Annotated in this window: 20 protein-coding genes; 10 read left to right on the forward strand and 10 right to left on the reverse strand. The window is 55.2% G+C overall.

Annotated elements, in window-relative coordinates; genetic code table 11:
- Positions 1-32: 32 nt before the first annotated feature.
- Positions 33-1,547: a C39 family peptidase gene (locus QWY20_RS02565; protein ID WP_330127466.1), complete on the reverse strand. Its 1,515-nt coding sequence runs from the start codon at positions 1,545-1,547 to the stop codon at positions 33-35.
- A gap of 345 nt (positions 1,548-1,892) precedes the next feature.
- Between QWY20_RS02565 and QWY20_RS02570 the strand changes: the two genes are divergently transcribed.
- The 4 genes from QWY20_RS02570 to QWY20_RS02585 all read left to right on the forward strand — a co-directional run bounded on the left by QWY20_RS02570 (position 1,893) and on the right by QWY20_RS02585 (position 3,106).
- Positions 1,893-2,222, forward strand: coding sequence for a tetratricopeptide repeat protein (locus QWY20_RS02570; RefSeq protein ID WP_330127467.1), 330 nt, complete (start codon positions 1,893-1,895; stop codon positions 2,220-2,222).
- Positions 2,216-2,485: a hypothetical protein gene (locus QWY20_RS02575; RefSeq protein WP_330127468.1), complete on the forward strand. Its 270-nt coding sequence runs from the start codon at positions 2,216-2,218 to the stop codon at positions 2,483-2,485. The genes QWY20_RS02570 and QWY20_RS02575 overlap by 7 nt, the downstream gene beginning before the upstream one ends.
- A 118-nt stretch (positions 2,486-2,603) precedes the next feature.
- Positions 2,604-2,855 (forward strand): type II toxin-antitoxin system Phd/YefM family antitoxin, encoded by a 252-nt coding sequence (locus tag QWY20_RS02580; protein WP_330127469.1) that lies wholly within the window; start codon positions 2,604-2,606, stop codon positions 2,853-2,855.
- Positions 2,852-3,106 carry a Txe/YoeB family addiction module toxin gene (locus tag QWY20_RS02585; protein ID WP_330127470.1) on the forward strand — a complete coding sequence of 85 codons (255 nt, stop codon included), beginning with the start codon at positions 2,852-2,854 and terminating at the stop codon, positions 3,104-3,106. Before QWY20_RS02580 ends, QWY20_RS02585 begins: the two co-directional genes overlap by 4 nt.
- Before the next feature lie 135 nt (positions 3,107-3,241).
- Here the strand turns inward: QWY20_RS02585 and QWY20_RS02590 are convergent, their stop codons facing one another.
- Positions 3,242-3,598 (reverse strand): thiol-disulfide oxidoreductase DCC family protein, encoded by a 357-nt coding sequence (locus tag QWY20_RS02590; RefSeq protein ID WP_330127471.1) that lies wholly within the window; start codon positions 3,596-3,598, stop codon positions 3,242-3,244.
- Between the two features lie 268 nt (positions 3,599-3,866).
- On the opposite strand from QWY20_RS02590, the gene QWY20_RS02595 reads away from it, so the two are divergent.
- The 3 genes from QWY20_RS02595 to QWY20_RS02605 are packed head-to-tail and all read left to right on the forward strand — an operon-like array spanning position 3,867 to position 11,277.
- A complete protein-coding gene (locus tag QWY20_RS02595; RefSeq protein ID WP_330127472.1) occupies positions 3,867-4,925 on the forward strand; it encodes an efflux RND transporter periplasmic adaptor subunit in 1,059 nt (352 codons plus the stop codon).
- Between the two features lie 9 nt (positions 4,926-4,934).
- On the forward strand, positions 4,935-8,222 hold the full coding sequence (locus tag QWY20_RS02600; protein ID WP_330127473.1) for an efflux RND transporter permease subunit: 3,288 nt from the start codon (positions 4,935-4,937) through the stop codon (positions 8,220-8,222).
- The gene (locus QWY20_RS02605; protein WP_330127474.1) at positions 8,215-11,277 is read left to right on the forward strand and encodes an efflux RND transporter permease subunit; all 3,063 of its coding nucleotides are present in this window, start codon (positions 8,215-8,217) and stop codon (positions 11,275-11,277) included. Before QWY20_RS02600 ends, QWY20_RS02605 begins: the two co-directional genes overlap by 8 nt.
- Positions 11,278-11,309: 32 nt before the next feature.
- On the opposite strand, the gene QWY20_RS02610 is transcribed toward QWY20_RS02605, so the two are convergent.
- From QWY20_RS02610 to QWY20_RS02620, 3 genes are read right to left on the reverse strand one after another with little or no spacing between them, the layout of a single operon-like run.
- Positions 11,310-12,755, reverse strand: a complete 1,446-nt coding sequence (locus tag QWY20_RS02610) for a YfcC family protein (RefSeq protein ID WP_330127475.1) — start codon at positions 12,753-12,755, stop codon at positions 11,310-11,312.
- An 8-nt stretch (positions 12,756-12,763) separates the two neighbouring features.
- Complete coding sequence (locus QWY20_RS02615; protein WP_330127476.1) at positions 12,764-13,642, reverse strand: N-formylglutamate amidohydrolase; 879 nt, start codon at positions 13,640-13,642, stop codon at positions 12,764-12,766.
- A gap of 60 nt (positions 13,643-13,702) precedes the next feature.
- Positions 13,703-16,444: a TonB-dependent receptor gene (locus QWY20_RS02620; RefSeq protein WP_330127477.1), complete on the reverse strand. Its 2,742-nt coding sequence runs from the start codon at positions 16,442-16,444 to the stop codon at positions 13,703-13,705.
- A gap of 123 nt (positions 16,445-16,567) precedes the next feature.
- Between QWY20_RS02620 and QWY20_RS02625 the strand changes: the two genes are divergently transcribed.
- From QWY20_RS02625 to QWY20_RS02635, 3 genes are all read left to right on the forward strand, one after another.
- On the forward strand, positions 16,568-17,458 hold the full coding sequence (locus QWY20_RS02625) for a LysR family transcriptional regulator (RefSeq protein ID WP_330127478.1): 891 nt from the start codon (positions 16,568-16,570) through the stop codon (positions 17,456-17,458).
- Between the two features lie 176 nt (positions 17,459-17,634).
- Positions 17,635-18,699 carry a sulfate/molybdate ABC transporter ATP-binding protein gene (locus QWY20_RS02630; protein WP_330127479.1) on the forward strand — a complete coding sequence of 355 codons (1,065 nt, stop codon included), beginning with the start codon at positions 17,635-17,637 and terminating at the stop codon, positions 18,697-18,699.
- A gap of 75 nt (positions 18,700-18,774) precedes the next feature.
- The gene (locus QWY20_RS02635; protein WP_330127480.1) at positions 18,775-20,613 is read left to right on the forward strand and encodes an SLC13 family permease; all 1,839 of its coding nucleotides are present in this window, start codon (positions 18,775-18,777) and stop codon (positions 20,611-20,613) included.
- 32 nt (positions 20,614-20,645) lie between these two features.
- Here the strand turns inward: QWY20_RS02635 and cysW are convergent, their stop codons facing one another.
- The 5 genes from cysW to QWY20_RS02660 form a co-directional block, all read right to left on the reverse strand.
- Positions 20,646-21,479 carry a sulfate/thiosulfate ABC transporter permease CysW gene (gene cysW / locus QWY20_RS02640; RefSeq protein WP_330127481.1) on the reverse strand — a complete coding sequence of 278 codons (834 nt, stop codon included), beginning with the start codon at positions 21,477-21,479 and terminating at the stop codon, positions 20,646-20,648.
- Complete coding sequence (cysT, locus tag QWY20_RS02645) at positions 21,476-22,321, reverse strand: sulfate/thiosulfate ABC transporter permease CysT (protein ID WP_330127482.1); 846 nt, start codon at positions 22,319-22,321, stop codon at positions 21,476-21,478. Before cysT ends, cysW begins: the two co-directional genes overlap by 4 nt.
- A gap of 18 nt (positions 22,322-22,339) precedes the next feature.
- Positions 22,340-23,347 (reverse strand): thiosulfate ABC transporter substrate-binding protein CysP, encoded by a 1,008-nt coding sequence (cysP, locus tag QWY20_RS02650; RefSeq protein ID WP_330127483.1) that lies wholly within the window; start codon positions 23,345-23,347, stop codon positions 22,340-22,342.
- Positions 23,348-23,468: 121 nt separating this feature from the next.
- Positions 23,469-24,752, reverse strand: a complete 1,284-nt coding sequence (chrA, locus tag QWY20_RS02655; protein ID WP_330127484.1) for a chromate efflux transporter — start codon at positions 24,750-24,752, stop codon at positions 23,469-23,471.
- Positions 24,753-24,833: 81 nt separating this feature from the next.
- A complete protein-coding gene (locus tag QWY20_RS02660; protein WP_330127485.1) occupies positions 24,834-25,925 on the reverse strand; it encodes a C39 family peptidase in 1,092 nt (363 codons plus the stop codon).
- Between the last annotated feature and the right edge of the window lie 73 nt (positions 25,926-25,998).

Here is a 25,998-nt window from a genome sequence, read left to right on the forward strand (position 1 = left end):
CAGCAGCGCTGCGGACCAAAGAGCAGTCAGAGCTACGGGGAAACTTGCAACAGATGAAGCCAAAGATCATCGCCTGTACTGTTATCATTAATCGCGTGCTCAAACTCGGCTTTGGGATAACGGAGATGAAATCCGGAGACCGAGGTATCGTAGCTGCCGGGCTTGGACAGATCCCATTGCCCATAGGGATCGTTGACGGTGTAATAGTCACCATCATAGCCTGTGACGACTAAAATATGGCCGGAGGCGGTGAACCAACCATGCACAATGGCTGGCAAACCTTGTGCAACGTGCTGTTGCAACTGAGAAAAAGTTCCATTGGTTAGGCCGGTAGAGCGCGCAGCAATGTTTGCTTCTTCTGCAAGGGTATTAAAAGCAGCGGTGAGCTCGGGCACCGTTTGCAGCAGGCCAAAGCGTTGATAGAGTTGATCTGGCACCCGGTTGGTATCAGATGGCGTTGTTATACCAAAAAAGTCAGTCACCATGGCCAGCGAGGTGACGCTGCAACTGGCTGCTGGTTGGTAATGATTATCCAGTTGGTGGTAGTAAGGTACCATTGGCAACGACGAACGTTCTACCAGTTGTAGGTTGTGTTCTGCACAGTTATTGGGTTGGTATTCCAGTTGCTGCCAGTTCATATTTTCCACCGCATGCGCCAGGCTGGCATCAGCAATGCGCCACAAGGATGCATTCGGGCCAGCATGCTGTACAAAGGTGTCCAACTGCTCAGCGGTTAAAATATTGTCCTCGTGCGAAACAATATGCCAGATTGGTTTTGTAGCACCTAAAGCTTGGTACTCGCAATCCCCTTGCCGAATGGTCTCGGCAATATCGCTTAGATAGTTGCCACCCCATTTTTCCACATAGGTTTGCGGCATATGCGCATCGACGTACTGATCGATAATGCCAATATTCATGCCTTGATCTTGCGGATTGCCCCAACTGGTAGCGACCAGCAAAAAGCGGTTATCCACCAGGCCCTCGGCCCTGGCCTGACGTAGCTTTAGATGGTAGGCCTGAAAGAGTTCATGCAAGGGTTCATCTTTACGGTTGAATTCTTCTTCGATGTCCAGCACAAAACCTTGGTAGCCAACCAGTGCTGCCGCATAGAGCATATCAGCTTGCTCATCATACGAATGGATATCGTTGTAGGTCCAGGCCCAGGGCTCAATGCCTGCATCTTTGTAGTACTGAAGATTGGCCGGTTCACAGGCATCCTGCCATTCACCACAAAAAACGCCGTCCTCTTCAAAACGAATTTTGTTGCTTTGCCAGCGATAGTTAATGTCGCTGATCTTGATAAAAACGCGTTTGACGCCAAGGTCAGCTAAGTAAGCCGCCATATCGGCATGATTATTTCGAACCAGGCCGGGTTGATCGATGTACCAGATCCAGGCGCCTAATTTATTCTCTGCAACGGCCACCAGTTCAACCTCATCTTCTGGTGGCGTTGGGGGCAGGGATGTCTCAGGCGCAGGAGGGCTATCATTGCTGCCGCCACATGCGGTGAGCATTAAAAAAATAACAACGAGAGTCAGCAGTTTCATCGGTTTTCCTTAGAGTATTGGTATTCTAAATGCCGATCACATGGCCTGTGCCTCTGAAGTGGTGGCTTTGCTACTTGTGCCAAGTCCACCATGGCAGTGTTGTGTCATGGGCCTAAGTCGTCATCGAGCTATCACCTTAAGGAATATAAATTCACCATAGAAATGACTTCCTATCGGCTTTTACGATAGATTCAAGACACTCCATGTGTTGATCTGTGGGGCGGTATGAATAATGCATTTTTAAAAACAGGTTACATTTTGTTTCATAATGCTGCTTTTATCTTTGTCCAGCACAGCGTTATCCTTCGTAAGGTGACCTTTTACTTTTCATAAGGAGCAGCCAGCATGGCTGGAATCAATACACTTCTTTTCAGCGCCGTACTCTGCTGGAGCGGTATCAGTTTGGCCGCTGCTTCACCCCTGGAGCAAGCCAGAGCATTATTGGAGCAAGAGGACTATCAGCAACTGAATGTGTTGTTGGAGCCGGCACAGCGCCGGTACCGGCGTGATGCCAGTTATTGGTACTTGCTGGGCCGGGCTGCTATGGGCTTGTCGGATACCGCTGCGGCAGAAAAGCACCTGAAAAAAGCCACTGAGCTGCAAAGCGATAGAGCCGAGTATCAATTCTGGACGGTCAAAGCAGCTGCAATCAGGCACAAAACGTCAATATGCTAAGAGCACGAGGCTTTGCCACTCGCTGCCGCGATGCCTTTGCGGCAGCTGCGACACTGGAGCCGGAAAATATCAGCTACCAGCGGGCGTTGGCTCAGTTTCATATTCAGGCTCCTGCCATTGCCGGTGGCGATAGAAAAGAGGCCTTATTGATTGCACAACGTATTCGGCAATTTGATGCGCTGCAAAGCGATTTGCTGGAGCCATTAAAAGCCAGCAGCCAGGATCAGCGGATTTTGGCCGAGATCAATAAGCTTTCGATTTAAATAGTGCGATGATTGGTTGCCGAAGTTGCTACCAAAATGGTTACCGGGCAGCGCATTGATAAATGCCGATTTGTACTGTATTCTGTCCATGTTCAACATCCTGTACAGGGGTAATCGAGTGGATGCCATTAGCTATACTGCCGCCAGAACCAACCTGGCAAAAACCATGCAGCAGGTCTGTGAAGACCATGCTCCGGTCATTATCACCCGCAATAAGGCGCAATCCGTGGTGATGATCTCGCTTGAGGATTATGAAGCGCTGCAAGAAACGGCTTATCTGCTTCGTGTACCCACCAATGCCCGGCGTTTGCTGGAGTCCATTGCGGAGCTGGAGCAAGGCGGGGGCCAGGAAAAGGAACTGCTTGAATGAAGCTGATCTTCTCCGAGCATGCCTGGGAAGATTATCTGTACTGGCAGAAAACCGACAAAAAGATCATCAGCCGCATCAACAAGCTGATCAAGGAAGTAGGGCGGGAACCCTTTGCGGGCGTCGGTAAACCAGAGCCGCTGAAACACAACCTTGCAGGGTACTGGTCCCGGCGTATCAACGAAGAGCACCGCATGGTGTACAAGGTCACGGATAGCGCCTTGCTGATTGCTCAGCTTCGATATCACTACTGATGTACCAGGTTAATACACTCTAAACTTACTAAGACTGAGCGATACCGCGAGCAGGTGGATTGTCGTAGCGGCAAGAGATCCAGCATATACGGCCTGCTCAAATGCCGTGCCAGCGATACGACAATTTGGAGCACTCTAGAGCCGCCCCTCCCGCGCCAGACGGCGGTGCACCCAATGCCGGTATAGCCAGGAAAGAATAGAACGTATTAGCGGCAGACCAATCAACCAGCCCAGCCAGCGGTAGCCGGGCAGGCGGGATAGCAGCAACTGGTAGGCTGGCAGGGCACAGAGTATCTGTCCTTGCTCATCCTGGACATGCAGCTCAAGGAGTGCAGCGCGCGGCTCGATGCCGAGTGCCCGTAGTTCGTCGTCACGCCCGTTGATATCCAGCCATTCGACCTGCACACCCTGACCGGCATGTTTCTGATACCAGGCCCGGTCGCGCACACAGCCCGGGCAGGCACCGTCGTAAAAAACCACTATTTTTGGCATCGCTGCTGTTCTCAAAGACACTGTCGAATCTCAAACACTATGCCATAGTGTGGCCATTAGCACCAAGCCTGGCAGGTTGCTGCATCGGTGAATAATTTGACCAAAAAAGTGGGGGATTTGACCATTTAAGAAAAAAACACCAGACATCTTATCTCATCTCTAATTAATTATTTTATTTTAATTCATGATGTTATGGTGTTTTTGTTGTGTTGGCACGATGGCTGCACTAGCTGGTGAAATGATTCAGCTCTTAGCAAGGAACACCATCATGCATAAACTTCTCTTCATCAGCGCACTATTCACCGCCGGTCTGGTTTTAACCGGTTGCAATCAGGCGCAAAGTAGTCCTAACAAAGCCTCGGCAGATGACATCGCCATTCCGGTGGAAGTGGCCATCAGTCGCCAGGGCGAAATCAGCAGCAGCTACCGCACCACCACGACTTTGGCGGCCACCGAAGAGGCGGATCTGATCAGCAAGGCCAGTGGCGTGATTGAAAAAATTCTGGTCGAAGAAGGCGATGCGGTAGAGGCCGGTCAGCTGCTGGCGGTGCTGGATAACGAGCGGCAGCGGCTGATGCTGGCCAAAGAGCGGGCCGAGCTAAGCCGGCTGGAAGGCGAGTTGCAACGCATGAGCGAAATGCATCAGCGCCAGCTGGTCAGCACCGAGGTGTACGACAAACTTCGCTGGCAGCTGGATGCCACCAAAGCAGCGGTTGATCTGGCCGAACTGGCGCTGGCTGAAACCGAAATCCGCGCCCCTTTTGCCGGGGTGATTTCGCGCCGTTATGCCAGAACCGGCCAGCTGATCAATCAGTTTACCGGCAAATCGCTGTTTCATCTGATTTCCAATCAACGGCTGGAAGCGGTGGTGCACCTGCCAGAGCAGCAGTTGGCACAGGCCAGAGTAGGCCAGGGCGTGTTGCTGCAGCTGGCCGGCCATGCGCCACTGCGGGCCGAGCTGAATCGCATTGCTCCGGTGGTGGATGCGCAATCCGGTACCGTGCGGGCGACCTTGCTGCTGGACAACCAGCATGGCCAACTGCGCCCAGGGCTCTTTGCGCAGGTCGAAGTGCAGTTTGATGTCAAAACCGATGCCTTGCTGATCCCGAAACGGGCGCTGATGAGCAGCGACAACCAGCACAGTGTCTATGTGCTGGACAGCGAAGGCCGGGTGCAGCGCCAAACCCTGGTGCTGGGCTATCAGGCTGAGCAGGCGGTAGAGGTGGTATCTGGTCTTGAGAGCGGCCAGCAGGTGGTGATTGCCGGTCATGCTGCGCTGAAAAATGACAGCCTGGTGCAGGTTGTTCACACCCGCGATTTTCACTAAGGACGCCCTATGAAACTGGTTGATGTCGCGGTTGCCCGCCCTGTTGCTATCTGGATGTTTACTTTTGGTATCCTGTTGTTTGGTCTGGTGTCGTTAAGCCGTTTGGCGGTGAATTTATTACCGGACTTGTCCTACCCAACCCTGACGCTGCGCACCGAGTTTGCTGGCGCAGCGCCGGCCGAAGTGGAGCAGCTGATCAGCAAGCCGATTGAAGAAGCGCTTGGCGTGGTCAAAGGCGTGCGCCGGGTGCAGTCGGTGTCACGGGCGGGTCGCTCCGATGTGGTGCTGGAATTTGACTGGGGCACCGATATGGATCTGGCCAGCATGGATGTGCGGGAAAAGCTCGACATTCTGATGCTGCCACTCGATAGCGACAAACCGGTGTTGCTGCGTTTTAACCCCAATCTGGAGCCGGTGCTGCGACTGGCGCTAAGCCGCGAGCAAGGCCTGCAGAGCGAACGCCAACTGGTCGAACTGCGCACCTTTGCCGACGAAGAATTACGCCGTTGGATGGAAGCCCTGCCGGGTGTGGCGGCGGTCCGGCCGGATGGTGGTCTGAGCCAGGAAATTCAGGTGCTGGTCGACCCGAACAAACTCAGCCAGTTGCAATTGGATGTGCATTTGATCAGCAGCCGGCTAAAGCAGGAAAACCTCAATCTGGCCGGTGGCCGCTTAGAAACGCCGGGCTACGATTACCTAGTACGCACCATCAATCAGTTTCAGCAACTTAGCGATATGGAAAATCTGTACCTGACCACCATTGATGGCAGCCGCATTTTACTGAAAGACGTGGCTGAAGTGCGTGATGCCTTCGCCGACAGGCGCAGTGTCACCTATGTTAATGGCCAGGAAGCGATTGAAGTCGCCATCTACAAAGAAGGCGATGCCAACACCGTCGAGGTCGCCGAGCGGGTGCTGGCCGAGCTGCCCAGGCTGCAACAGCGGCTACCGGCCGGGTATCAACTGACGCTGGTGTACGATCAGTCGGCCTTTATCAAGCAAGCCATTGCCGATGTCAAATCCGCTGCCATGATAGGTGGCGCTTTGGCGATGTTGGTGCTCTATCTGTTTTTGCGCAATGTCTGGGCAACCGTGATTATTTCGGTGTCCATTCCGGTGTCGGTGATTGCCACCTTTAATTTGATGTATGGCCAGGGCATTACCCTGAATATGATGAGCCTGGGCGGCATTGCGCTGGCGGTCGGTTTGCTGGTCGATAACGCCATCGTGGTGCTGGAGAACATTGCCCGTCACCGGGAGCTGGGTGCGGATGCGCCGACGGCGGCCCGCAAAGGCACCGGCGAGGTGGCCATGGCCATTACCGCTTCAACACTGACCACAGTAGCGGTGTTTTTCCCGCTGGTTTTTGTCGAGGGCATTGCCGGCCAGCTGTTTCGTGATCAGGCGTTAACCGTTACTTTTGCGCTGCTGGTGTCTTTGCTGGTGGCGCTGACCTTAATTCCAACCATGGCAGCGCGGCAGTTGCGCCGCCCGCAAGCTTCTGGCGATGCAGATTTATTGGCAGAACCAGCAAGTTTCCGCTGGTTGCCTGAGCGCTGGTACCAGTGGCCACTGATGCCGCTGCGCTGGGTGCTGAAAGGACTGCAGACGTCGCTGCAAGCGGTACTGGCCTTACTATTGCTGCTATGGCGGGCGCTTGGCTGGTTATTGGGACGTCTGTTCTCGCCTTTACTCTGGCTGGTGCAGGGCGCTTTGCGCCACCTGACCACGGCCTATCGCACACTGTTGGGGCTGGCGCTGCAAGCCAAGCTCGCCACTATCGGCATCACCTTGGTACTGGCCGCGCTTTGCTACAGTGTGCTGCCACGCCTCGGTGCCAATGTGCTGCCGGAAATGGCGCAGGGCGAGTTTTACGTGGAAGTGCAATTGCCGATTGGCTCGGCCATCGAGCAAACCGATGCGCTGATGACCGAACTGGCGGTCTTTGCCGCGGCCTTGCCGGAAATTGAGCGCAGTTATGGCCAGGCCGGTACTGGTAGTCAGATGACGGTGGATCCAAGCATTGGCGGCAGTCACTGGGGGCGCCTGTCGCTGGTATTGGCTGGTGGCGCCGATCCGGCGGCCGAAGCGCGTAGCATTGAGCAGCTGCGCAGCTTCCTGGCGCGTTACCCTGATGTGCAGGCCCGCTTTGAGCGGCCGCAGCTGCTGAGTTTTAGCACACCGCTGGAAATTGAGCTGGCCGGTTACGAGCTGGCCGAGCTAAAAAACGCAGCCGATGCACTGGTGCAGCGCTTGCAGCAGGAAGGACGTTTTAGCGACGTGAAAAGCAGTCTGCGTCCCGGTCAACCGGAGCTGACGCTGTACTTTGATCACAGCCGGCTGGCACAGCTTGGCCTGACGGCCCGAGAAGTGGCGCAGCGGGTGGCTGTCTATGTTGGTGGCGATGTCGCCGGTCAGTTTTCAGTGCAGGATCGGAAAATTGATATCCGGGTGCGGCTGGACGAGGCTTACCGTCAAACCGAGCAGCAGTTGGCGGAGCTGGTGATTAACCCCGGCAGTGCCACGCCACTGCCACTGGCTGCAGTAGCCGATATTCGCCGTGAACTCGGCCCCAGCGAAATCACCCGCATTGCCCAGCAGCGGGTGGCTGTGGTCAGCGCCAATCTGGCTTATGGTGATCTGGAGCAGGCCACCCAGCTGGCGCGTCAGCTGCTGGCCGAGCAAATGCTGCCCTTTGGCGTGGTGGCCGAAGTTGTCGGGCAAAGTGAAGAAATGAGCCGGGCTTACCAGTCCTTGCTGATGGCCTTGTTGCTGGCGGTGTTCCTGGTGTATCTGGTGATGGCCTCGCAGTTCGAAAATCTGCTGCAGCCACTGGTGATCCTGTTCACCGTGCCGCTGGCAGGTGCCGGTGCGATTCTTGGGCTCTGGCTGACCGGCACCGGCTTGTCGGTCATTGTCTTTATTGGTCTTATCATGCTGGCCGGTATTGTGGTCAACAACGCCATCGTACTGATTGATCGCATCAATCAACTGCGCCAAAACGGTTTGGCGCTGGCCGATGCGGTGCTGCAAGCCGGCGAGAGTCGTTTGCGCCCGGTACTGATGACCACCCTGACCACGGTGCTGGGCTTGCTGCCACTGGCTCTTGGCACCGGCGAAGGCAGTGAGGTACGGGCACCGATGGCCATTACCGTGATCTTTGGCCTCTTGCTTTCTACCTTGCTGACGCTGGTGTTTATTCCGGTGCTGTATGCGCTGGTGAGCCCGGATCGTGCGCCTGGCACTGAGCCGGCAGCAACCGATGCTGCTGATTTGCCGGAGGTGCAGCATGACTGAGCAACCATTGGCCATAACCCGGCTGGCACTCAGCCGGCCCATTACCGTCTGCATGTTGTGCATTTCGTTGCTGCTGTTTGGCGTGCTGGCCAGCCGTTTGTTGCCGCTGGAAAAATTCCCCGGCATCGACATTCCTGAGATCTACATTCAGGCGCCATACCCCAATGCCACCCCGGCCGAGATCGAGCGCTTGATCACCCGGCCAATTGAAGAAGCACTGGCAACGGTCTCAGGTATTCAGCAGATGCGCAGTTTCTCCAATGAAAACAGCGCCGATATCTCGCTAATGTTTAACTGGGACGAGCCTATCCGCAGTAAAAACATGGAAGTACGGGAGCGGCTGGATGCAGTACGCGCAGAGTTGCCAACTGATCTGGAGCGGGTTTTTGTGTTTCAGTTTAATACCGACGACATGCCGATTTTCCAGCTGCGTATTTCCAGTGAGCGGGACTTAGCCCTGGCCTACGATTTGCTCGAACAGCACATTAAGCGCCCGTTGGAGCGGGTGCCTGGGGTGTCGAAAGTCGAACTCTATGGCGTGGATAAACGTCAGGTCATTATCCGGCTCGATCCGGCCCGGTTGCATGCACTCAATGTCGATCCGGCGCAGTTGCTGGCGCAGCTGCGGCAAAGCAACTTTGCCATCACTGCCGGCAGTTTGCAAAACCCGGAGCAGCATATGCTGGTCAAGCCGGTCGGTGAGTTTCGCTCGCTGAGCGAAATTGAGCGCCTGCCCATTCGCCCCGGCCTGCAGCTATCCGATGTGGCAACGGTGGCGCTGGAGCTACCAAAACGCGAGGATGGCCGGCATTTAAACCAGACTTACGCCGTTGGCATGAATGTGTTTAAAGACTCCGGTGCCAATCTGGTCGAGGTGGCCGATGCCGCCATGGCGGTGGTGCGTGCCGCCGATCAAAATCCGGCCTTTGCCGGCATTCAGCTCTATGTGATGGACGATATGGCCAAGGGCGTGACGTCCTCGCTGCGTGATTTGCTGCTGGCCGGCAGCATCGGGGCGGGCTTGTCCTTTGTGGTATTGTTCTTATTCTTGCGCCACCTGGCCACCACTTTGGTGGTGGTGCTGTCGGTGCCTGCCGCCATCATAATGGCACTGGGTGCGATGTATTTTCTTGGGTATAGCTTAAATATCCTTAGCATGATGGGGCTGATGCTGGCTATTGGCATGCTGGTGGATAATGCCGTGGTGGTGACCGAAAGCATTTTCCGTGAGCGCGCCGCAGGCGGCGATGTGCGGGCAGCCACCGAGCGGGGCGTGCGCCGGGTCAGCCTGGCGGTACTGGCGGGTACTGCCACCACTGCCATCGTATTTTTGCCCAACATCATTGGCCAGAAAATGGATCTGACCATTTTCCTTGAGCATGTCGCCATTGCCATCTGCTTGTGTCTGGGTATTTCTTTGGTGCTGGCGCTTAGTTTAATACCGCTGTTAACCACCCGGCTGAAAGTACCGGAGCAGGATGGCGCCAAATCTGCTTTTGGGGAGCGTCGCTATGCCAGGCTGCTTGGCGCTGTGATGCGCTTTCCGAAACTGTCCGGTCTGTTGGCCTTGCTGGTGCTTGGCAGCATTGTGATCCCGCTTGGTCAGGTGGGCAGTGGCGATGGTGATATGGAAGACAACAGCCGGATCTTTCTGAATTACCGGGTGCAGGGCAATTACAGCCTGGAAGAAGTGCGGGCCGAAGTCAGCCAGATGGAAGCCTTCCTGTACGACAACCAGCAGCGTTTTCACATTGAGTCGGTCTACAGCTATTACCGGGCTGGCTACGCCATTTCGATTATTCTGTTAAAAGACGACTTGCCGATGCCATTGGCCCAGTTGCGTCAGCAAATTCAGGCCGACTGGCCGGCGTTGGTGCGCTCGCGGCCATCCTTTAGTTTTGGCGGCGGCGGGGGCGGTTTGCAATTGCATCTGCTGGGCCCTTCCACTGAGGTCTTGCTGGAGCAGGCAGCGATGCTGGAGCCGATGCTCAGCAGCCTGGCTGCGCTTGATAACGTTAGCTCCGATCTGGAGCGGGGTCAGCAGGAAGTGCAAATTGTGCTGAACAAAGATGAACTGGCGCGACTGGACCTACCCGCCAGTCTGGTGGCCGAGCGGGTCGCGCTGGCGCTGCGTGGTGCCAATCTGCGAACCTACCGCACTGAACAGCAGGGTGAAGTGCAGCTGCGGGTGCAGTTTGATGAGCGCATCAGCCAGTCGTTGGCCGAGCTGGCAGCTCTGCCCATCCTGGTACAGGCGGGCAGTAGCATTCAGTTGCAGCAATTGGCCGAGCTCAACATAGCCCCACGGCTATCGCGCATTGGCCGGTTGAACCGTCAAACCGGCATCGCGCTCAGCATGAGCCTGGCCGATGGCGCTACCCTGGAGCAGGCGCAGCAACAAATCCGCCAGCTGATGCAGCAAGTTGATTTACCGGCTGGTTATCAGTGGTCTTTTCATGGTGCTTTTCAGCGCCACGATGAAGCGCAGCAGGTGATGCTGGTCAATATGCTGCTGGCGGTAGCGATGATCTACATTGTAATGGCCGCCTTGTTTGAGTCCTTGCTGCTGCCCAATGCGGTAATTGGCTCCTTGCTGTTTTCACTGGTCGGGGTGTTCTGGACCTTCCTGCTGACCGGTACCTCGATGAGCATTATGGGCATGATTGGTATGCTGGTGCTAATGGGCATCGTGGTGAATAACGGCATCGTGCTGGTCGATCGCATCAATCAGGAGCGGCAATTGCAGCCAGAGACAGCACTGAAAGAGGTGATTATCTTAGCCTGCAGCGCACGGCTCAGACCCATTCTGATGACGGTATCGACCACAGTGCTTGGTTTGTTGCCACTGGCACTGGGCGGTACTCAGCTGGCCGGCGATGGCCCAAGCTACGCCCCAATGGCCATTGCCATTATCGGCGGCCTGCTGTTTTCCACCTTAACCAGTTTGCTGCTGGTGCCACTGACCTACTACGCACTGGTTCGGCTGCGTGAAGCAACCAGCCGGCTGCTGCAAGGCAGTAGCCGTTGGGCGAATAAGGTGTGGCAAGTGCAGTAATGCTGGAATCAGAAGCTAAAGGCCGTCCTGAGTTAGTACCCGATCAGCACGGCCATCACCAGCATCAGCATGGCCAGCACAATGTAGATGCCGACCAGTGGCATCACAAAGCGTGCCCAACTGGTCCAGGATACCTGGGCTGTCGCAAGGTAAGCCAGTAGGGTGCCGGATGTCGGGGTGAAAATGGTGGTGATACCATTACCGAATAAAAAGGCTAGTACGGTGGTATTTGGAGTGATGCCGACCAGCTGGCCGATGGGGCCGAGAATGGGCATGCTAACCGCTGCCTGTCCTGAGGTGGAAGGGATCAGAAAATCAAGCAGCAACTGCGAGATAAACATCCCTTGCACGGCGATTAGCGGATTGTCTTCACCCACCATGCTGGTAAGGTGAAAAATCACAGTATCAAGGATTTGGCCATTTTGCAGTGTGACGGCAATGGCAAAGGCCACACCAATCAAAATCGCCGCCAGCAGAATTTTTCGCATGCCCTCAACAAAAGCATCGGCGGCACCATTGGCACCCAGACCACTGATGCAGGCCAGGATCACGGCTAGAGCGATGTAAAACGCCGTTAACTGCTGATTACGCCACTCGTAAGTGGTGGAGCCATACACCAGCATGGCGATGCCAATGGCCAGCGTGATCAGCATCAGGGCATGACGTTTGCTGAGCGGGGCGCTGTCAAACTCGATCTTGATGCTGGGATCGAAACCTTCGCGTTTGATCATCAGCATCATAAACACAATACCCACCAGAGTGAACACCACAAAAGCGACTAAGCGCATGCTGATGCCGCTGAATACCGGCACATCCACCAGCGGTTGAGCCACGGTAAGCGCGACCGGATTGGTGACCGAAGCCAAAAAGCCTGCCTTGACCGGAATGGTCAGGATCGCCAGTCCCATCAGGTTGGATAAACCGAGCCGGCGTGCCATTTCAACCATCAGCGGAATAATTAGCAGGTACTCGGAGGCAAGACCAAGAAAGGTACTGCCGGCAGCAAACACCACCATCAGGGATGGGACCAGCAAATACACATTGCCGCGCAAGGCACCCAGCAAGCGCTCCAATCCGGCCGTGACAGAACCGGCTTTGGTCATAATGCCGAACATTCCTCCAATGATCAGCACCATAAAAATCAGATTGGCACCACGCTCCAGCCCTTGCGGGATCGCCAGCAACAATTGAATTGCACTGACCGGCTGTGCCTGGGTTGGATCGTCCGTTACCCGCCATAGATTGGCCAGACTGTTGTCTTTTACCTGACTCTGGAAGGAACCGGGCACAACCAGATTGCCATCCCGCTCAAAGCTGCCGGCGCCAACCAGGTAGGTCAGAGCGCCTGCCAGCAGCAAAATACTAAGCAAAATTATAATGGGGTTATTGCCTTTGTGCTGCTTGCTCAGGGCTGCCGGCGGCAGATCCTCTGTCTTACTGAGCTGCGCAGTGAGTTTCTCGCTATCGTTGTTTGACATGCTGGCTCTCAACTAGGTAAAGCAAAATCGGACTTTGCCAGCTTTGCCTGAATAAATTCGGCAATCGAGGCACTGACCTGATGTAAATCAGCCTGAAAGCCGTTAAACAGATGATTTTTACGAAATGTTGCTTCATCCATATAAAGTTGCCGGTTTATTTCAATTTGCACGCTGTGAAAATGCTGCGCTGGTTTGCCGTAGGCCCGCACACAATGGCCGCCTTTGTAAGGATGGTTCACAGCCACACTGTAGCCAAGCCGCTGAAAACTATGTTGGATGCAGTCGGTAAAGTCAGGATCACAGCTGCTGCCATCGGCATCCCCCAGCACAATATCAGGTCTTGCTGTATCGGCATCAATATTCATCGCATTGCCGCGTGATTTCATGGAATGGCAATCGATGTGCCAAACACTGCCGTAGCGATGGTGCAGGTCCTGCAAGAGCGTACGCAGTTGTCGATGGTAAGGTTGATAATAGTCGCGTATGCGCTGTTGTACAGCAGCAACGCTTAACGGCGCTGCATACAGCGGCCGCCCGGGCAGAGCAAAACGACGGATCAAGCCCATACCCCGTTCACTGTAACGGCTTGGTTGCAACGACTCTGGCCAGGGTTCGGCCAGCAGTGCAGGATCTAAATCGTTTGGTGCCCGGTTTAAATCGATGTACATCCTGGATGCTTTGGCCGCTAGCAACCAGGCACCCAGTTGGGTGGCTGGTTGCCAGAGTTCGTCGACAAAGGCATCCCAGCCGGTTTTAAGCTCATCCAATGTGACCTGGTGGGCGAAATCAGCTGGCAACTCAAATCCACTGTGGGGGGAGTCAAACACCAGAGGCAAAGGCGTGGCCGTGCGTGGCGGGAAAACGGTAAAATTACTGGGTGCTGACATGCAAAATCTCCTGTCTGGCAACGACTGGACGGGCACCTATGCTGTACCCGCCCATAGCCATTAGAAATCGTAACTAAGCTGAACGTAGATAAAACGGCCTACCGCATTGTAGGTTTGTTGATCAAAGTTTATGTTCAGGTTGGTTCGCGATGTTGGCGGTTGCTTGTCGGTCAGATTATTGATGCCAACTTTGATACCTGCACCATTGTCAAAGTTGTAGCCAGCGAATACCGAGTGGTACACCATCGAACCGATGCTCAGAGGTTCGCCGGCAAAGGTTTCGGTGGTATCGCCAATGTAGCGCAATGAGTATCCGGCAGACCAGGCTTCCTGGCGCCATTGAGCCGACAGGAAACCACGCCAGGTCGGGAAAGCTTCACGTGAGGCGGCAGTGCCTTTTTTATCAACCTCGACAAAGGTACCATCCGGCAGGGTGGAAGACTCGACAAACTTGTTCAGTCGTGACAGATTGGCGGCCAGATCCCAGCGTCCCTGATCGGTATTTAACCGGTAACGCACTACTGCATCCATACCGGACACTTCGGTTTTGTTCAGATTGACCGGGCCATCCACAATATTAAGGATTTCACCGCTGGCGGCACGCTGGATCACTCCGCAATTGCGGTTGGTGGTGGCGCAGAGATCCAGCAGATTCTGCGTGCCGAAGGTACTGATGGTGTTGTCGATTTGAATGTTGTACCAATCCAGCGTCAGGCTAAAGCCATCCAGCTGCGCCGGGGTATACACCAGACCAAACGAGATATTTTCTGAGGTTTCCGGTTCCAGCAAGATGTTGCCGCCTACGGTAATAGGCACATTGGCTTCGTTCTGTGTGTAGCCAGCGGGTACACCGCTGCAACCAGGCAAACCGGCATTGTCGGCACAGGGATCATTCACCGGGGCAAAGGACTCGCGCTCGCCTTCATACAGTTCGAGAATCGAGGGTGCCCGAAAGCCTTCTGCCCAGGTAGCACGCAGCATTAAATCGGCCACCGGACGATACAGGATGCCGGCTTTGCTGTTGACGGTGCTGCCAAAGGTACTGTAGTCAGAAAAGCGGCTGGCCAGATTGACTTCAAGGTGATGGGCCATGGCATGGCCAGACAGCAATGGAATACTTAGTTCGGCGTAGGCTTCGTACAAATCGTAGCTACCGACGGTGCCCGTTCTTGGCGCTGACGACGTTGTGTTGAAGGTGTTCACTCTGGGAGCCGAGTTAATGATGCTATCCGGCACATCGGTGCCTGACTCTTTGCGGTACTCCATCCCTGCGGCCAGCAGCAGATCGCCCGCCGGTAAATCGGCGATGCTGTTGGTAATGTTAAAGCGCAGGTGCTGTTGTTTGGCTTCGTTGCTATCTTCACCGGTAAAGTTGATGTAGTTCACCATGTCCGGCGTCAGGGTATTAAACAGGTTGACCGGCACACAGCCTGACAGTAAATCGCTGACATCTGCTGTCAGGCCTGTCGTATTACAGGCCCGCATGCCCAGAGCCAGTTTATCCAGATGCAGTTGATTGTTGGAAACAAAAGTAGCTTTATTGCGGGCAAAAGAGGCAAAGATATCCCAGTGCCAGTCACTGGCGGTATAGCCTTCCAGCCCAATACCAAAGCGGGTGGTATCCACGGTCTGGGCATTGACCCGCAGGCCGTTATCGACAAAGAAGTTAGTGGCAACAAAATCGCTGCCGCTGAGCTCTACCCCAAAAGGGTTCACGCTGGGATCATTGGCGACGATAAAACCACGACTGCCATTGACCACCGGGATGGCCGCCGAAAATTGCTGATCGGATTCGCGGCGGTTGTACACAGCTTCAATGCGCAGCCGGGTGTCTTCCGAAATACCAAGCTGGCCCAGTTCAAACACCCCCTGGCCATACAAGCTCAGCCGGCGGCTTGGACCAACCACGTAATTGTCATGGTAGCGATTGAAGCGATCATTGGCACTGGCCGGACGCCAGCTGCTTAGTTGGTTGCCATCACTGCCGGGATCTCGGGTGATACCCTGGGCCGGAATATCAAAACCGAACACTGAGCTCAGCGCATTACTGCGAAACAACCCTTCGCCAGAGCCCAAAGATAAACCGTTCAATGGAATGGCCGTCAGTTCGCGATCCTGGGTTAAAATTGGTTTTTGATCGGCGAAGCTGGCAACCAGCATCAGGTTGTGGTTGCCAAGATCCTGACCGAGCCGTAAATCCAGATTCAGGGTTTCCCGGTCGCCGTGCGAGGTTTGGCCGTAATAGGCTTTGGCATGCACGCCGGTAAAATCTTTAAAGGTATGAATGTTGACCACGCCAGCGATGGCATCGGCACCATAAATGGCGGTGGCACCATCTTGCAGCACTTCTACCCGTTCAATCATGGCAAAGGGAATGCTGTTCAAATCAACAAAATCACGGAAACCACGGGTACCTGCGCCATTGACCCAGCGGTTGCCATTCACCAGTACCAGGGAGCGGTTTTCACCCAGGTTACGCAGGTTGATGCTGGCACTGCCATGGCTGGTTCCGGCCGAGCCATTGTCATTCAGGCTGGCACCGACGGAAGGGAGCTCCTGCAACACTTCACCAATGGAGACCGCGCCTTTAAGATCCAGATCGTCGCGCTCAAAACTCTGAATGGGGCTGGCTTCGGTTTCACCCCGGCGTAAAATGCGTGAGCCAGTGACTGAAATCACCTCGACGTTATTGTCTGCAGCGCTGCCGGTGTTGCTGACATCGGCCTGAGCCTGGCCTTGCAGTGCAAAAGCACTGAGGATGGCGGCCGTCAGCATGGATTTGTTGAAATGTCCTGTTGTCATGGGATTCCCCTATCGTTGTTATCATCAACACTGCAATCAGTGTCTGTGCGAAATTTAAGCTAGCAAAGCCCTATGACCTATGCAATATTATTAGAAATGCGCATAAACACATAATAAACTGTTATGGAATCATTGAACCTGAAAAGCCTGGAGTGCTTCCAGGCCATTTTACAAACCGGCTCGGCCACGGCCGCAGCAAAACAGCTGGCCATTACCCAGCCAGCCGTAAGCCGGCTGATCCAGGTGTTGGAGCAGCAACTGGGGTTTGCCTTGTTTTATCGGGAGCACAGCCGGCTGACGCCAACCGATGAAGCGCGGTATCTGGAGCAAGAAATCTCTTTGCTGCTCAGCAGTGTGGATCGTTTTAAGGCATTGGCCGACTCGGTGGCCAAGTCGGAACTGGGCTCCTTGAAAATCGTCGCTCCGGCTAGCTTCAGTGCCGGCCCTCTGGCCAACGTGGTTGCCAGTTTTATGGCGCAGTATCCGTCGGTATCGCTCAGCATCGATGCGCACAGCCCACAGATGGCACGCGAGCTGGTGGCCCATCGCTCCGTGGATTGTGGCTTTATTCAATTGCCGGAAAGTCACCCAGGCCTGGTGTGCCAGCCGCTGCTGAGCAGCAATTTGGTCTGCGCTGTGCCCAGCCAGCATCCATTGGCTCAGGCAGCTGCTATTGAATTGAAGCAATTGGCGGCAGAACCTCTGATCATGCTGGGGCAGGGCCGGCCAACCCGGGTCCGGCTGGAAAATGAGTTCAAAAAAGCCGGGGTGAGCATGCAAGTGCGGCTGGAAACCCATACGGTGGCGACCGCCTGTGCTTATGTAAAAAAGGGCCTTGGCATTGCTATTTTAAACGAGGTGTTGGCCGAGCAATACTGCGATCAACAACTGGTTCTGGTGCCTCTGCTGCCGCAGATCCAGCACCATTATGGTTTTATTTATTCCGCCTATGCTCCGATGCCACGGCTGGTAGCCCGGTTTTACCAGCACTGTTTGGTGCATTTTAAGGTGTAGCGTTGGCAGAGTAGGCTCTTTCCATGGCATGACAAGTGCCTAATATTTCTGGTTATACGCTTTAGTTATCAAATTAGTCAATATCAGTATTTTTCATTCTTAAGTGGGCTGGGTATGATGATTTAGTAACGTGTACTGGTCTTACACTAGGGTCAGTTTTTGGTAAAAGGAAATAGATGAGCATTCGTATTGAAGGTATTCAAAAGCGCTTTGGCGATTTTGTCGCGCTGGATAACCTTGATCTCAGCATTCGAAGCGGTGAGCTAACTGCCTTGCTGGGGCCGTCCGGCTCTGGCAAAACCACTTTGCTGCGGATTATTGCCGGGCTGGAGCAGGCTGATAGCGGCCGGGTGCACTTTAACGAGCAGGATATCACCGGCCAGCACGTCAGTGAGCGGGGCGTTGGCTTCGTGTTTCAGCACTATGCGCTCTTTAAGCACATGACGGTGTTTGACAACGTGGCTTATGGTTTAACGGTAAAGCCGAAAAAGCTGCGGCCATCCAAAGCAGAGATCGATAAAAAAGTACGGGAGCTGCTGGAGCTGGTGCAGCTGGGCTGGACGGCAGAGCGTTATCCGGCTCAGTTATCCGGCGGGCAGCGCCAGCGCATTGCACTGGCACGGGCATTGGCGGTAGAGCCCAAAGTCTTGCTGCTGGATGAGCCTTTTGGTGCGCTGGATGCCAAAGTGCGCGCTGAGCTCCGTCGCTGGCTTCGCCGTTTGCACGATGAAATTCACATTACCAGCATCTTTGTCACCCACGATCAGGAAGAAGCGCTGGAAGTGGCTGATCGCATTGTGGTGATGAATAAAGGCCGCATTGAGCAGGAAGGGAGCCCGGATGAGGTGTACGACAAACCGGCCAATCCTTTTGTCTATGAATTTTTGGGCAATGTGAACCTGTTTCGGGCCCGGGTGCAGCAAGGCAAAAGCCGGATTGGCACAGAAGAAGTCCCATCGCCAGAGCACAGCCAGGCTGAAGAGCAGCAGGGGTTTGCCTATGTTCGCCCGCACGAAATTGATGTCTTTACCGAGGCGCACCGCGACCGCATTGCGGTCACCCTGGATCTGATCACCCTGGTGGGGCCAACGGCCCGGTTGGAAGTGCTAACGACAGATGATCAGCAGCTGATCCACATTGAACTGCCGAAAGAGCACTTCAAGGCCCTCAATTTGCAACAGGGCGATACCGCCTGGATCAAGCCCCGTTACAGCCAGGTCTTTTTAGGCGAAGGCATTTAAATCAGCCTGATTCAACAGGTATTTTGGTTTACCATTAGGCTTTGAGTGTTGCTTTAGAATCGGAGCCTGTCCCTTATGAACGCAGAGTTGCTGTTAGTCTTGGCTATGTTGTTGCTCTGCATGGGCTGTTTTGCCGCCAACAAGCCCCGAACCGATGTGGTTGCTCTGGTGGTGCTGGCGGTGTTTCCTTTAACCGGCCTGTTGACCGTGCAACAAACGCTGGCCGGTTTTAGCGATCCTGCGGTCATTTTGATTGCTGCGCTCTTTGTGGTGGGGGATGGTTTGGTCCGAACCGGCATTGTCTACCGTTTAGGCGACTGGCTGGTCCGGGTGTCGGGCAATAGCGAAATCCGTTTGTTGATCTTGCTGATGCTGTCGGTAGCGGTTCTGGGCTCCATTATGAGTTCCACCGGCGTGGTGGCGATTTTTATTCCGGTGGTGCTGAGCATCTGTGCCCGGCTCAATATTGCGCCCGGTCGGTTGATGATGCCGCTGGCTTTTGCAGCCCTGATCAGTGGTATGCAAACCCTGGTTGCGACACCGCCCAATATGGTGGTGCAAAGCGAACTGCAGCGCCAGGGCATGGATGGTTTTCATTTCTTTAGTTTTACCCCGATAGGCCTGGTGGTACTGCTGATGGGGGGGGGCTACATGCTGTTGGCCCGCCGCTGGTTAAACCCCCAGCTGGAAGCCGGACAAAGCGGTGCGCCACGCTTAAAGCTGAGTGATCTGGCCCGGAACTATCGTTTAAAAGAGCGTGAGCTGCGACTGAAAGTGTTGCCTGGCTCCCCTTTACTGGAGCAGCAGCTGAATGAGCTGGCGCTGCGCAAAGAGTTTGGCATCAATGTGGTGGCTATTGAGCGCCAGCAACGCTTTCGTACCTTGCTGCTGAATGCCACCGGCAATACGCTGGTGCAAGCTGGGGATATCTTGCTGGTGGACTTGGCCGATCCTTCGATGGAGTTGCTGCCAAGTTGTCAGCATCTGGGCCTGGAGCCGCAGCCGCTCAGTCACTCGTACTTTTCGTTTCATGCCCATGAGCTTGGCTTGGCCGAAGTGGCTTTTCCTCCTGAGTCCTCGTTGCCGGGCAAAACCATTCAGCAACTGGCTTTTCGTAGCCAGTACAAACTGAATGTGGTGGGGCTGCGCCGTAAGGGGGAGGCTTTGCTGGGCGTGTTGGTGGATGAGGTATTACAGCCTGCTGATAAGCTGTTGGTCGCCGGCAACTGGAAAGATATTCACCAGCTGCAGCAACAAAGCCGGGATTTTCTGGTGCTTAGCTTGCCTGCCGAAGTGGATGAAGTCACCCCGGCTGCCCGTAAAGCGCCGCACGCATTGTTTTGTCTGGCCTTGATGGTGCTGCTGATGGTCAGCGGTGTGGTACCCAATGTGATAGCGGCCCTGATCACCTGCTTGTTGATGGGCGCTTTGCGCTGCATCGATCTGAACAGCGCCTACAAAGCGATCCACTGGCCCAGCCTGATCTTAATTGTGGGGATGTTGCCATTTGCGTTAGCGCTGCAGCAGACCGGCGGCATCGATTTGGCGGTTAGCAGCCTGCTCTACCTGGTCGGTGAACGGGGAGAATATGCACTTCTGGCGGCACTCTTTGTGCTGACTGCTGTCACCGGCTCCTTTGTCTCCAATACGGCGACGGCGGTGTTGATGGCCCCGGTGGCGGTCTCCCTGGCCAACAGTCTGGGCGCTTCGCCGTATCCTTTTGCCATGATGGTGGCGGTGGCGGCTTCGGCGGCTTTTATGACGCCGGTCTCTTCCCCAATCAATACGCTGGTGTTGCAGCCGGGGAAATACCGCTTTTTCGACTTTGTGCGGATTGGCACTCCGTTTACTGGCTTGGTGCTTGTGGTCAGTGTGCTGCTGGTACCGGTGCTGTTTCCGCTTTACCCGGCCTGAGGCAACCGCAACCTAAAGCAGCAGCAATTCTGTCAGGTGCTTTCCCGCGCCAGTTTCCACTGCAAAAAGGCTTTGACCACCAAAGTGGCGATGGCAATCAGGGTCAAAATGGCCGCAGCAATAAAGGCACCGGCGGTGTTGTAGTCCTGTTGCAGCAACTCAATGTGCAGTGGCAAAGTGTTGGTCTGGCCGCGAATGGTGCCGGATACCACCGACACAGCGCCAAACTCACCGACAGCGCGGGCATTGGTCAGAATCACACCATACAGCAGGGCCCAGCGGATATTGGGCAGGGTAATGTCCCAGAACACCTTCCAGCCGCTGGCACCCAGCAGCACGGCGGCTTCTTCCTGCTCGGTGCCAAGCGTAGACATCAAAGGCACCAGCTCCCTTACTACAAAGGGGCAGGACACAAAGACCGTCACCATCACCAGGCCGGGCCAGGCGAACATCAGTTGTAAGTCGTATTGATCCAGCAGGTTGGCAAAAGGCCCGTTGGCACCATAAAGCAGCAAATACAGCAAACCGGCCACCACAGGGGAGACTGCAAAAGGAATGTCAATCAGCGTCAGCAGTAAGCGGCGGCCGGGAAAGGTAAAACGGGTGACACACCAGGCAATCAGGGTGCCAAACACCAGATTAATCGGCACCGTCAGGCCAGCGACAAACAAGGTCAGACCAATGGCGTGCAACATATCCGGCTCGGTCAGATTGTGCCAAAGCCCACCCAAGCCGGCCGACATGGCGGCGACAAAAATAAACACCAGTGGGATCACCAGCAGCAGCACCGTTAAGGTAACGCCGGTGCCAATCAAGACCGGGCGCAGCCAGCGCTGCTGGCTGTTCAGTTGGTTAGCGGGCTTCATTTTAAGCCCCCGGTGATGTGCTGGTAGCGCTGCTGAATGCCATTGATGATAAAGAGCAGCAGCAAAGAGGCCAGCAGCACCACACTGGCAATGGCCGCAGCAGCAGCATAGTCAAATTCCTGCAGCCGGATAAAGATCATCAGCGAGGTGACTTCGGTTTGCCACGGCAGGTTGCCGGCAATAAAAATCACTGCACCAAACTCGCCTAGGCTGCGGGTAAAGGCCAGTGCGGTGCCGGTTAGTAGGGCCGGTTTAATTTCCGGCAAAATAATGCGGAAAAAGGTCTGAAAGGGGCTGGAGCCTAAGGTCGCAGCAGCTTCTTCGTACTCGGGGCCAAACTCTTCCAGCACCGGCTGCACGGTGCGCACCACAAAGGGCACACTGGTAAAAATCATCGCCAGTACAATGCCAAGCCAGGTGTAGGATACCTTAATATCCCACAGCGCCAGGTACTGGCCGAGCCAGCCCTGAGTGGAGAAAATAGCCGCCAGCGTCAGGCCGGCAACGGCCGTTGGCAAGGCAAAGGGCAGGTCCATCAGCCCATCCAGCAGTACCCGGCCGGGGAAGCGGTAACGGGTTAAAATCCAGGCCATCAACAGGCCAAAGAACAAATTAAAGATGCTGGCGACCAGAGCGGCTGAGGTAGTGACTTTGTAGGAGGCGACCACCCGCGGATCGCTGATGATGGCCCAGTACTCGGCCCAGCTCAGCTGCGCCGTTTGCACCACCAAACCGGTGATGGGCAATAAAATCACCAGGCTGATAAAAAACAAGCTGCTGCCAAGGCTGATGGTAAAGCCTGGCAGCACCCGTTTGCTGCGATTCGCCACAGATCCTAGCATCTTAGCAACGCACTCCGCTTAACGACGCCGACGGCCTTCAGCCAGCAGCCGATCCAGCTCGGCGTTGTTGGCAAAATGTTCACGATTGACCTGCTCCCAGCTGCCAAACACGGCTTCCACCGTAAACAGCTCGGTGGCAGGGAATTGCTCGGCCACTTCGGCTTTCACCGTGTCGTGATGTACCCGGTAATAGTAGCTGGCCAGCAGCCGTTGCGCCGCTTCACTGTACAAAAACTCCAGATAGGCTTTGGCCTGGGTTTCGGTGCCGTTGCGACGGACATTGCGATCAATCCAGGCCACCGGAAATTCGGCCAGCACATTGGTCGGCGGTACCACACGCTGCAGGCCCAGATCCGGATACTGTTTGATGATGTTGTTCACTTCGGATTCAAAGGTGATCAAGACATCGCCGAGATTGCGGTCAATAAAAGAGGTGGTTGCACCGCGGCCGCCGGTATCAAACACCGCGACCCGGGCTAAAAACTCGGTCATCCAGGCGCGGGCAGCCTCGCGGTCATCGCCAAAGCGTTGCAGTGCATCGCCATAGGCGGCCAGGTAAGTGTAGCGAGCATTGCCGGAGGTTTTCGGGTTAGGGAATACCAGGCTGACGCCCTCTTTGGTCAAATCTTCCCAGCTTTGAATGCCTTTCGGATTGCCTTTACGTACTAAAAACGCCATGGTGGAGTAGTAAGGCGAGGCATTGTTTGGCAAACGTTCACGCCAGTTTTCCGGCAGCAGGTTGCCGCGCTGGTGCAGAATATCGATGTCAGTGCTTTGGTTAAAGGTCACCACATCGGCACGCAGCCCCTGAATAATGGCCTGCGCCTGGCGAGACGAGCCGCCATGCGACTGATTGATGGTGAGGGTTTCGCCGGTTTGCTGCTGCCAGTGCTGCACAAACAGCGGATTAATGTCGGCAAACAGTTCACGGGCAATGTCGTAGCTGCTGTTCAGCAGCTCTTTGGCCTGCAGTGGCAGCGCCAGTTGGGCTCCGAGCAGGGCAGCAGTCAGTAAAATAGCGCGCATAGCAACTCCGAAATAGGCTTTGATTCAGCTAAGTTTAATATGCGCTGCAGTTACCACAAAACGAAATGCTAGTCCGTTTTGTTCTAGATAAGATGCAAAGGTGATAATCTACCCCCCTGCGTTAACCAACCAGCAATTGCCAGCCCATGCCCAGCAAAGCGCAGCTGCCGAGCAGAGTAAAAAGCCCACGTTTGAAGCCAAACAACAACAAGCAGGCAACAAGCGTCAGCGCCAGCATGGCAAGATTGATGCTAGCTAGCTCTGGCAACAGCAAGCGCAGGCCATAGCCCTCCAGAACCTGGCGCTCGGCAAAGAGCACATTCAAACCAAACCACAACGCCAGATTGGCAATCACGCCCACTACAGCGGCGGTAATACCCGCCAGCGCTTTGGACAGCGCCTGATGATGGCGCAGCTTTTCGACGTAGGGTGCTCCGGCAAAGATCCAGACAAAGCAGGGCAAAAAGGTGACCCAGGTAGTGAGAAATGCGGCCAGCACAGCGCCACCAATGCCGTACTCCCGAAAGCCAGCCAGAAAACCAACAAATTGGGTGACCAGGATCAGCGGGCCGGGCGTGGTTTCGGCCAGCCCCAGGCCATCGACCATTTCACCGGGTTGCAGCCAGCCGTAGTGCTCAACCCCTTGTTGGGCGACATAACCCAGCACCGCATAGGCACCACCAAAGGTGACTACGGCCAGCTTGGAGAAAAACAGCGCCAACTGGCTGAAAACCTGATCGCCACCCAGCAACCACAACAGGCCAAAGACGGTCAGGGCCCAAAGCGCCGCACAGCCAATTGCCGCCGTTTTGGTGCCGGGGCGAAGCTCGGGCGATAACGATTGCGCTGGTTCAGGTGCTGCGCTTGCCGGGGAAAGCCTGGCACTGAGGTAACCCACCAAGCCTGCTCCAAGCACCACCAGTGGAAACGGCAGGTTAAACGCAAACAGGGCGACAAAACCGCCGATGGCAAGAGCCCAGGCCAGCCGGTTTTTCAGCGCTTTCTGGCTGATGCGAAACAAGGCTTGCAGCACGATGGCCAGTACCGCCGCTTTTAAACCAAAGAACAATCCCTGCACCAGGGAGACATCGCCCAGCAGCACATAGAGCAAGGAAAGCCCTAAAATCAGCACAGCACCGGGGACAATAAACAAAATACCGGCCACCAGGCCGCCCTTAACGCCATGCAACAGCCAGCCGATGTAGGTCGCCAGTTGCTGAGCCTCGGGCCCGGGCAGCATCATGCAGTAATTGAGCGCATGCAAAAAACGGGCTTCATCGACCCAGCGTTTTTCTTCCACCAAAATGCGATGCATCAGGGCAATTTGTCCGGCCGGGCCGCCAAAACTCAGCAGGCCTATGCGCCACCAGACGGCCAGGGCTTCACGAAAGGAGATATCGGACATCAGCAAGGACTTTTCGTTATTTTAAAACAACAGTATAGCGATTTTTTCCGTGAATCCTATGACAAGGGTATGACAGCGGCTTCAGAGCGAACACAGTTCCGGCTTTACCCGTAACCCCGCCTGAAAATCCGCTGCCGGAATGGCCTCGGTTTTCACCACCCCTTGGTTGGACGTGACCCGGTGAATGTACTGGCCGTTGCCGGTGGCGATGCCAACGTGGGTGATGACGCCTTCAGCCCAGTTGCCATAGGTGTTTTGTAAAAACACCAGATCGCCGGGCTGCAGATCATCGATCTGCTCAATGCGCTGGCCAAACTCGTCACTGGCCAGGGAGTCCGCATGGGTCGGGTGCAACCGATCGTCCGGGCCTAGAAGATGGAGATCCCAGGGTGCCTGGGTTTGCAGTGTGGCAAAATGAGCGCCACAGGCGGCTTGCAGCACGGTACGGGTCCAGTTCATGCATTGCTCGGCCTGGCCCACCCGGTAATCCTGGCCTTGCCACAGCAGTGCTGTTTGATGGATCTGTTGGCCACTCGCTGACCAGTCGTTGGTGCTGCGAAACATGTGCAGCCAGAGATCGTCGCCAGTGCCGTTGTCGTTAATGGCGTATTCAAAGGCCGCTTGCGGGTAGCGGATGTTTTCTCCGGAGACACTGCTGTCGTAGCTGCCTCTTTTTTGCAGATCCCAGCGACCATAAGGGTCGTGTACGATGTAGTACCCCTCGTCAAAATCGGTGACCACTACAATATGACCGGATGGGGTGAACCAGCCATGCACAATCACCGGTCTGCCGGCGGCAAGCTCCGCCTGCAGCTGCATCAGAGTGCCATGCTCCAGGCTGTGAGCGCGCATCGGGCTGCCGGCTTCGGCTGCCAATGCATTAAAGCCCTGCTGTAAGGCCGGCACAGTTTGCAGCAAACCAAAGCGCTGATACAGCTGGTCGGAGACCGTGGTTTCTGCGTTTGGATCTGTGATGCCAAAGTAGCTGGTGATCATGGCCAGGGAGGTCAGGCTGCAACTGGCATGAGGCCGGTGTTGATTGTCCAGCTGACTGAAAAAGGGCACGGCTGACTGCGAAACCGGTTGCTCAGTCTGTGGTGGCAGGCTGTGACAGCCAGTCAAAAAAGAAGCAGCAAAAAGCAGCACAAGGGCGCGACCTGAAAACATAAGCATAAAACCTCTTTGCTGTGGTGGTAGCTGGATTCATTCCAGCTTAAGCAGTATCAAGCAGCGATGGCAAATGAGC

Origin of the sequence: Alkalimonas cellulosilytica (assembly GCF_036325985.1) — a bacterium.
Lineage (GTDB): Bacteria > Pseudomonadota > Gammaproteobacteria > Enterobacterales > Alteromonadaceae > Alkalimonas > Alkalimonas cellulosilytica.

Coding starts and splice junctions, on each gene's coding strand:
- QWY20_RS02565 (WP_330127466.1), bottom strand. CDS start 1,547: ATGAAACTGCTGACTCTCGTTGTTATTTTTTTAATGCTCACCGCATGT.
- QWY20_RS02570 (WP_330127467.1), top strand. CDS start 1,893: ATGGCTGGAATCAATACACTTCTTTTCAGCGCCGTACTCTGCTGGAGC.
- QWY20_RS02575 (WP_330127468.1), top strand. CDS start 2,216: ATGCTAAGAGCACGAGGCTTTGCCACTCGCTGCCGCGATGCCTTTGCG.
- QWY20_RS02585 (WP_330127470.1), top strand. CDS start 2,852: ATGAAGCTGATCTTCTCCGAGCATGCCTGGGAAGATTATCTGTACTGG.
- QWY20_RS02590 (WP_330127471.1), bottom strand. CDS start 3,598: ATGCCAAAAATAGTGGTTTTTTACGACGGTGCCTGCCCGGGCTGTGTG.
- QWY20_RS02595 (WP_330127472.1), top strand. CDS start 3,867: ATGCATAAACTTCTCTTCATCAGCGCACTATTCACCGCCGGTCTGGTT.
- QWY20_RS02600 (WP_330127473.1), top strand. CDS start 4,935: ATGAAACTGGTTGATGTCGCGGTTGCCCGCCCTGTTGCTATCTGGATG.
- QWY20_RS02605 (WP_330127474.1), top strand. CDS start 8,215: ATGACTGAGCAACCATTGGCCATAACCCGGCTGGCACTCAGCCGGCCC.
- QWY20_RS02610 (WP_330127475.1), bottom strand. CDS start 12,755: ATGTCAAACAACGATAGCGAGAAACTCACTGCGCAGCTCAGTAAGACA.
- QWY20_RS02615 (WP_330127476.1), bottom strand. CDS start 13,642: ATGTCAGCACCCAGTAATTTTACCGTTTTCCCGCCACGCACGGCCACG.
- QWY20_RS02620 (WP_330127477.1), bottom strand. CDS start 16,444: ATGACAACAGGACATTTCAACAAATCCATGCTGACGGCCGCCATCCTC.
- QWY20_RS02625 (WP_330127478.1), top strand. CDS start 16,568: ATGGAATCATTGAACCTGAAAAGCCTGGAGTGCTTCCAGGCCATTTTA.
- QWY20_RS02630 (WP_330127479.1), top strand. CDS start 17,635: ATGAGCATTCGTATTGAAGGTATTCAAAAGCGCTTTGGCGATTTTGTC.
- QWY20_RS02635 (WP_330127480.1), top strand. CDS start 18,775: ATGAACGCAGAGTTGCTGTTAGTCTTGGCTATGTTGTTGCTCTGCATG.
- cysW (WP_330127481.1), bottom strand. CDS start 21,479: ATGAAGCCCGCTAACCAACTGAACAGCCAGCAGCGCTGGCTGCGCCCG.
- cysT (WP_330127482.1), bottom strand. CDS start 22,321: ATGCTAGGATCTGTGGCGAATCGCAGCAAACGGGTGCTGCCAGGCTTT.
- cysP (WP_330127483.1), bottom strand. CDS start 23,347: ATGCGCGCTATTTTACTGACTGCTGCCCTGCTCGGAGCCCAACTGGCG.
- chrA (WP_330127484.1), bottom strand. CDS start 24,752: ATGTCCGATATCTCCTTTCGTGAAGCCCTGGCCGTCTGGTGGCGCATA.
- QWY20_RS02660 (WP_330127485.1), bottom strand. CDS start 25,925: ATGCTTATGTTTTCAGGTCGCGCCCTTGTGCTGCTTTTTGCTGCTTCT.